This window comes from Chryseobacterium sp. VD8 (genome assembly GCF_037149975.1).
GTDB lineage: Bacteria > Bacteroidota > Bacteroidia > Flavobacteriales > Weeksellaceae > Chryseobacterium > Chryseobacterium indicum.
The window spans coordinates 1-7,633 of record NZ_JBBCQL010000226.1 but is presented as its reverse complement, the minus strand read 5'-3'; the positions used below and the strand labels follow the sequence as shown (position 1 = coordinate 7,633).

The following is a 7,633-nucleotide window of genomic DNA, read 5'->3' as shown; positions in this document are numbered from 1 at the left end:
ATGAAGTGGAAGTGAAATTTATGGGGTATGATGACCGTAAGAAAATGAAACTTTCAAGAAAAGTTCTTTTACCAAGACCTCCGAAGCCTGAAGGGAAACCAAGACCGGAAGGGCAGGGAAGACCTGAAAGACCTAACAGACCGGAAGGACAAAGAAGACCTGAAGGTGAAAAACCTGCAGGAGATCAGAATCCTTCGGCTGAAGCTTAAGATAAATCTGTTATTAACAGATATAAAAACCACCGGAATCCGGTGGTTTTTTATGGGGTTTTGTTATTGGGGACAGAAGAAATGGGGTTTAAGATTGTTTTTGTGGCGGAGGTTTTAAGGGCTGAGATTGAACTCCTCCGGAGTTCTGCTGTTGTATGGATTGTTTTTTCTACACAGATCATGCTCCTACGGAGCTTTTTAGGGTAAAGTATGTTTATGGTGTTAGGATTAAGCTGAGAGGCTGAAAATTATTTTTTACGGGTGGAAGAATATCACTTTAGGGTGCTCCAATCTAACTTCATGGTGCTTTAATCTAACTTTATGATGTTCTAATCTAACTTTAGGGTGCTCCAATCTAACTTCATGATGCCCCAATGTAACTTTATGATGCTCCAACATAACTTTCCGGTGCTCCAATGTCATGTGAGTTTGATATAAGGGGATTGAAAGTTGATTGATCATTCAACGGCTGTATTTTATTAATTGTGTTGGTCTTGGGTTTGGTGTAAGGTTTTCAGATTAGAACTGACTTTGATAGAAATTGACTGTAGGTTTTGGCTGAAGCCTGTTGTTTTCCTGATTTCTAAAATGGGCTGAAGCCCATTCCTATTGATATTGTTGTATTGTTTTTACGTGGAATTTACATTAATATAGATTGCAGGTATTTAAATAAAAAAATATCCTGACTGAATATTCGGTCAGGATGCTTTGATTTAATTATTGGTTGTTGCGGAAAGATTTGTTGTTTTGATTATTCATTGTATTGCAGGGGATTATTCCTTCAGTGTGGAGAATTTAATGGCGGATATATTGGCATATTCCGGAGAGGCTGCTCCGTAAAGGCTTTTTACATATTTTTTTACATTCTGTACGATGGGGTAGAGTCCGGTTCCTTCTGCATACAGTATTCTGTTTCTTTCAATGAATTTAAGGTTGAGTTCTGCTTCGGTCTGGTCTACTGCCTGAGTGGTGTTTATTAATGATTGTTTGTAGGTGTTGAGGTTTGTCAGTTTCAGTTCTTCTTCATCCGGTATGAAGGAAGGAATGGTTTCTAACAATTGTACGAGTATGCCGAAACTTTCTGCCTGCTGGGTGTAAGACTGCCGGGAAGTGGAAATGGTTTTGGGTGTTTCTTTTCCTTCTTCGTGGCGGCAGCAGGTTTCTTTTTTGCTCCTTGTATGGTGCGGTTTAAGGATTTTGCCTGATTCAGCGTACCCTGTGATAAGCCCAGAATTTCTAAACGGTTGGTGATTCGGGTGCAGTTTGTTTTCAGGTTTTTGAATGCGTCCTGACGAAGAGCAATGGCATTTTTATTGGCATTGCGTTTTTCCTCGACTTCCGTAAGTTTCGCATTGGCAGTGGTGTACAGGTTCTGAAGACTATCGATGGTAAGTTCGGGAACCGGCGGATTGTAAAGGGAATAAACGGAGATCTGTTGAATTAATTTTTGAAGGTTCGCGACATTTTTGGCGTGCCCCACTTCTGATTTTGAAGACATAAATTGTTGTGTTTTTTTAAATTTTTTCCAAATATAAAATTTATTTTGAAACGGAAATAATTTTTATTAAATATTTTATAGTCAGCGTGTTATGTAAAGTTGGGATAGGGAAATCTGCGGGGTGGGGTGAGGGCTTTTATTTTTTGTATAAAAGTATAAGTTTTAAGTTCAAGGCATTGTGCTATTATATATGATTGTCAAGATTAACAATTCTGTCGAACCAACTTTTTGCAGTTTCGATAACTTGCGAAGAAGGATTTTGAAAGAATACAGCTAAATTTTCTTTTGAACGAGTACAACATACATAGAATAATTTTTGTGTCCTTTCTAAAACACTCGCTTTATCTGTTCTATTGGTAAATAAATAATTGAAATTGTATTTAGCCCAATTTCCATTATCTAAAATTACTAAGACGTTGTCAAACTCATTCCCTTTGGTTTTATGCTGGGTAGAGAAAGGAGTTAAACCTTCCAAATAATTATATAATTTAATGAATTCTTGGTATGAAACTTCTTTTAATCTATCATAAATATATTCTGAAGACGTGATAAATTCAATTATTTTATCATCTTTTTTTACAATTTCTAACTCATCAGCTTTATTTATTACTTCACCAATTGTGGTGTTTTGATTAGTTAACAAATTTTCAATGTTTCTTTTAAATTTTCGTTTGTCCTCAATTGTAGTAATACAAATTCCATTTCTCTTCATAACTCTAAAAAACTCAGGGAAATTTTTATCTACATAAAATCTTAAGATATCTTGGATTTTGAACAAATGCTTTACTAAATTATCTCTTTTTGAACCTTTAGTGTTTTCTTCATTTTCGTTTTGTTTTTTATCATCAGTTAGAATGTCGGTATCAATATAAATTTTCTTAAAAATTTCGAAAGGATATTTTTTTGCTTTTTCGTATAATAATGGATTAGAATCTATGAATTGTGTAATAGCAGGTGTCTTGCTTGTCTGTATCTTTTCTATCACATTTCCAAAAGTGTCACTATCTTCTATTGTAATATCTGTTTTTTCCTTTAGTTCTTTTAGTATTTTGTTTTTGTATTCAATTATTCTGTCTTTTCCATAAATTTCCATTAATGTTGAAAATCCAGCTTGTGCAGATATTAAGTTATGAGTTAGATTTAATTCTTTAGTTGTTTTAGCATTATCAAAGTCCCAGCCTTGATCAAGTTTTTTTAAATAATCCTTTATTTTTTCATTATCTTTTTCTAAGGAATATAAAAATAAAATATTACCATCTTTTACATTTCCATCTGGTAAAATGTTAGGAGCTCTTAAATCAGAAGAGTGTTCCTGTTTAACACTATCCGTACGGAGTTTGTTAGCTAGTTCGTAAATCTTTTTTGGATTTCTTCTGTTTTGATTTTTAACAACTTCTTTTACGTAATTTTCTTCCAAATAAGAATTTATGTTACCAATCCCATCATCGTAGATAGATTGCATTGCATCTCCAAATAAACCTATTATAGATTCTTTTTTAGATACTCGTAGATGATCTAAAAATATTCTAATTACTTGTTCATTAGTATCCTGATACTCATCAATGAATATGAATTTAAACTTATCCTTTAAAATATCACATAACTTAGGATACTTTGCAAACATATGTTCAGAAAGAGTTAACACTTCATCGTGAGAAATTATTCCTTCTCTCAATCTGATATATTCTTTGTATTGAATTTTAATATCTCCCGATAAAACTTCTTCTGGATTATTTAAAACAATACCTGTTATACCATCTTCCTTTGCTAATTGTATTAAAGTTGACTTTAATTCTGGTTGAAAGTTTTTAATGTTATCCCAAAGGAAATCGTGAATTGTAGATACTTTCAGATTCTTGTGGTTTACACGATCCTCAATTTCTTTTACTGCTGAATTTGTATACGTCATACAAGCAATTTTAATTGTAGGATTTTCTTTAATCACTTGTCTAATTACAGAAACTAAAGAATATGTTTTACCACTCCCTGCTCCACCACTTAACAAAAAATTGTGCCCATTATCAATATGTTCAAAAATTGATAATACTTCTGGCTGATCTTGTATGTCTAGTCTTTCCTTAACCATAATAATCCTTCTTTAATATAAGCTGGAATTTGCCAGTTAGAATATGTCTCGTTGGTACATCTCAATATATCAATTGCAAAAGACCCTTTGCTATCTACACATTTTTCTGCTAAAAAGTATGCATCTTTTGAATTATCATAAAAATATTTAAGATTTTTAAGACCAATAAATTTACTTCTGTTATCTTTTATGAAAGTTTTGTTTTGTGATAAATGAAAAAAACTATCTTCAAAACTTCTTGCACAATATCCTTCTTCTTCTGTCTGCATAATAATTTGTAAATATCCATCAGCTTGTTCTTGCCATATTGGATTTTTGGAAAATCTCTTTTCTTCAAAACTTTTTTGCAAAATATTTTGAAAAGAAATTGAATCTGACGGATAAAAGAAAAGCAAAGTAGGATTGCTTGTTTTTTCTGCTTCAGAAACTCTACAACTAAAATCGGACTTTCTTTCTCTGTCATTTTTCGTTTTTTTAATAGTTCCATCGCTATTTCGTATAAAATCTTTTTTTACAGAGTCTAAATCTGTAATTATTAAAGATTTTAATCCAACAAAGCTTATTAGTTTTTCAAAAATATTTGCATAATTACCAACCTCTATAACAGATATGTTTTGCGATAATAAAGGAAGTTCATTTGTATCTAATTCAACTTCTAAGTCTAATTTTTTCATAATTGCTGGTAATAGAATTCTTTCTGTATCGCCTTCAATAAAAATAGCTTTATCAGCAAAAAATAATTCTGCTCTATTAAGTGTTAAATACTGTTTTAAAAAACGATAATTTTTTTCTTCCCCTGCATCAGTATATTCTTTTTCTAAATCTTTTATGTTTTTTGCTTTAATGTCATTAATAGATTCTTTTTTTAGATATTTTATAGAGTTAAATTCTTGACAATTAGCTACTATATGAGATGAATGTGTACTAATGATATACTGGAAAGGTTGGCTTTTTATAATCTTTCCACTTGCATCCTTTTGAAGAACAATCCCGTTCTTTAAAAGTTCAGTAATATTTTTGATAAAAACATATTGCATTTGTGGATGAGTATGGGCTTCTGGTTCCTCAATAAAAAGTAAATTAATATCAGCTGGAGTTTCATCTTTTCCTCTTTTGAATTCACTTACTAAAATTTCAATCTCAAAAATCATACTTATAAGATTCATATAACCCAAACCATTATAATGTTCTGGGAATTCGGAATCATTACTGTGCTTGTATATAACAGTTGTATTTCCTTTTAAGAGTTCTTTTCGTTGTAAAGTGGAAATTACTTTTATTATAGACTCATCTTTTCTTATTCCTCCAAATAAACTTACTTTTTCAGTAATATCGCTAAATAAGGCTTCGTATACATTTCCTAAAATTTCGTCAGTATCTTCAATTACTGATTTAAATTCTTCAATTTTCTTTTCATCTTCATCATTTTTCTCACTTCTCTCATATATTTCAGATGTTTGCGTAGATAAAGTTTTTTCATTTTCTTTATTTGTAACACTTCTTTTTGCACTGATATATTTGAAATTAATAATATTACTTAAGTTACTTTTTGTTTTATATTGTTCTAAATCATTAAAATTACTTTCATCAATTACTGAAAGTTCATAATTATAATTAATACTTTTCCATCTATATTTAAAGAATTTTTCTGCATTTAGTTTAAAAAAATAATCAAAGTTTTTTGGAATATATTTTTTTCTTTCTTCTTCTTCGGGTTTATCTTTTTCTTTCTCTTCAGATTCTTTTACTTTTTTGGTTTCTGCAAGTACAAAAGATTTATACTCTTTTCGAAAATCTTTATAGTGATCATAATTTAAATAATACTCGTAGCCTAAAATAATTTTATTATGATCAGGATCTAAATCCATCATCAAATCTGAAATATTACAAGTGTTTTCTCCTTCTTCATAAGAAATCACGAGCCTTAATTTTATACCGTGAATATCTTTATTAAAATCTTCTTCATCAAGTTCGATAGTTTCAGAAATTAGTTTTTCAATTTCTTTTTTGTAGTCAAGATTGAAATCTTCAGAAACAATCTTTTTCTTATCTGAATTGTTAATGAATTTGTCTAAACAAGTTAAAAGTGATGTTTTCCCAGTGTTGTTTTTTCCTAAAACTAAGGAAAGGGACTTTTCCAAATCTATTTTAAAATCTTTGAGTAGCCTAAAATTCTTTATGGATATAGACTCTATTTTCATGGGTATTATTTTTTTCTAATATATTAATAATCTTGATAAAATTGTAAATACAAATATATTTTTAAGTAACAAATAAAGCTTACGGAAAGCCGTAACCTTTAATTATTATCAATCCGGTGGGCATTTATTCTAAATTTTTACATAACATTGCAAAAAAATATTCCATGAAAATTTTCAAATTTATTTCAGTTGTAACTGCAATGGTATTCTTCGGGATTACTATAAATGCACAAAAAAAGAAACCGGCAGCAGCTTCAAAATCAGGACCTATCGAAATGCCCGCAGGCACAGAAACCCAGTCGATCCCTAATGAAGAAAAATTCACAGATATGATTATGAAAATCAATGAAGCTGTTGTTTTTAAGTATGATAATAGTTATAAAAATGCAGATGTATACATTATGAAGAATGGTAAGGAAACATTGATGTACAAGGTAAAATCTAATGATACGGGTGTGGATAAAAAACTGAATGCGAGAGTCTATAATAAGAAAGTATACAGCGCTGACGGAAAACAACTTTTATTTACTTATGAGACGGAAACTGCTGTAAGCAGTTTAATAAAGTTCATCTTCAATTTCCTGGAAAAGAAATCTCTTATCCTTGATTTTTCAAATATATATGAGCATGATGCGTACACCATGGGTAAATCAGAAACTTTTGAAAGGTATCCTGTTTTTTATTATTATTCGTTTTATACGAATGCGAAAAAATGATTTACGTCCCATAAAGTTACTGTTCCGGAAATCAGGAAATCTTCCATAGAAAGAGAAGAATTTGTATAGGATTTTATGAAGAAATGGGATATAACCAAAGCATTTTTGAGCTTGGAAGTACAGCACGGATTTCAAATCCGCGCTATCGGGTGTTTTTGTTGATATTACAGGCACGGATTACAAATCCGCGCTATCGAGAATTAGGAAGTTGACAATATCGTATAATCTTCTATTTCCCAATAATTATCATGTAATTTTAGTTTAAATACAGCATTTCTACCGTAATAATCTTTTTTTATATGATGGTCAACAAAAACTAATGCTCTTTTTTTAGAAGGATCAAATACAATCTCTGAAAAATATACTACTCCTATCTCACATTCATTTGTATGTTTATCATACTCTGCCAGATCCAGTACTTTTGCGGTACACAAATTAAATTGATTTGCTTTTATAGAACTTCGTGTACTTAATTTTTTAATAATATCTGTATTATTGGAAAATTCTTTTAAAAGTTCCTTCCTACTTTTTATATAATTTATAGGAGCTTCGGGATGACCTGTAATAAAATTTTTACTACCTGTAACAAAATCTGTATTTTTATTTTTAGTAGAATCTATATACAAATTGCAATATTTTTCAGGATGATTAAAAATTTCGTTGTGGGCTTTTGTCTTCTCTTCGATATATAAATCCTCATTATGAACTCTTAAACTATCAAAATATTTTTTTTTACCTAAATAATCTTCTCTAAAAAAATAAGGTATCAACTGATCTGTTAAATCATTATATAGTTTTACATTAATATCGGTAGATTGACTTACACATTTTTTCATTTCCTCCTTACAATTCGTAAGTAATAAAGAGGATAATAAAATCATAACTATTTTAGTTTTAAAATTCATATTATTTAGGAATTTTGG

7 protein-coding genes are annotated in these 7,633 nt (G+C 30.2%); 2 read left to right on the top strand and 5 right to left on the bottom strand.

All coding sequences use genetic code 11. From position 1 onward, the window contains the following. Positions 1–209 (top strand): hypothetical protein (locus tag WFK35_RS18725; protein WP_336733832.1); only part of this gene is annotated, 209 nt, incomplete at its 5' end. Positions 210–982: 773 nt separating this feature from the next. On the opposite strand, the gene WFK35_RS18720 is transcribed toward WFK35_RS18725, so the two are convergent. The 4 genes from WFK35_RS18720 to WFK35_RS18705 all read right to left on the bottom strand — a co-directional run bounded on the left by WFK35_RS18720 (position 983) and on the right by WFK35_RS18705 (position 5,994). Next, positions 983–1,267 carry a hypothetical protein gene (locus tag WFK35_RS18720; RefSeq protein WP_336733831.1) on the bottom strand — a complete coding sequence of 95 codons (285 nt, stop codon included), beginning with the start codon at positions 1,265–1,267 and terminating at the stop codon, positions 983–985. After that, complete coding sequence (locus tag WFK35_RS18715; protein WP_336733830.1) at positions 1,261–1,707, bottom strand: hypothetical protein; 447 nt, start codon at positions 1,705–1,707, stop codon at positions 1,261–1,263. The genes WFK35_RS18720 and WFK35_RS18715 overlap by 7 nt, the downstream gene beginning before the upstream one ends. Positions 1,708–1,891: 184 nt before the next feature. Next, entirely contained in the window at positions 1,892–3,793 is a 1,902-nt protein-coding gene (locus WFK35_RS18710) for a UvrD-helicase domain-containing protein (protein WP_336733829.1), read from the bottom strand. Then, the gene (locus WFK35_RS18705; protein ID WP_336733828.1) at positions 3,775–5,994 is read right to left on the bottom strand and encodes an ATP-dependent nuclease; all 2,220 of its coding nucleotides are present in this window, start codon (positions 5,992–5,994) and stop codon (positions 3,775–3,777) included. The genes WFK35_RS18710 and WFK35_RS18705 overlap by 19 nt, the downstream gene beginning before the upstream one ends. A gap of 164 nt (positions 5,995–6,158) precedes the next feature. Here WFK35_RS18705 and WFK35_RS18700 point away from each other — a divergent pair, with 164 nt between their 5' ends. Further along, positions 6,159–6,710 carry a hypothetical protein gene (locus WFK35_RS18700; RefSeq protein ID WP_336733827.1) on the top strand — a complete coding sequence of 184 codons (552 nt, stop codon included), beginning with the start codon at positions 6,159–6,161 and terminating at the stop codon, positions 6,708–6,710. A gap of 200 nt (positions 6,711–6,910) precedes the next feature. On the opposite strand, the gene WFK35_RS18695 is transcribed toward WFK35_RS18700, so the two are convergent. Continuing rightward, positions 6,911–7,633 (bottom strand): hypothetical protein (locus WFK35_RS18695; RefSeq protein ID WP_336733826.1); only part of this gene is annotated, 723 nt, incomplete at its 5' end.

Bases quoted from the DNA above. Each gene is read 5' to 3' on its own strand.
- WFK35_RS18715 (WP_336733830.1), bottom strand. From the start codon at position 1,707: ATGTCTTCAAAATCAGAAGTGGGGCACGCCAAAAATGTCGCGAACCTT.
- WFK35_RS18710 (WP_336733829.1), bottom strand. From the start codon at position 3,793: ATGGTTAAGGAAAGACTAGACATACAAGATCAGCCAGAAGTATTATCA.
- WFK35_RS18705 (WP_336733828.1), bottom strand. From the start codon at position 5,994: ATGAAAATAGAGTCTATATCCATAAAGAATTTTAGGCTACTCAAAGAT.
- WFK35_RS18700 (WP_336733827.1), top strand. From the start codon at position 6,159: ATGAAAATTTTCAAATTTATTTCAGTTGTAACTGCAATGGTATTCTTC.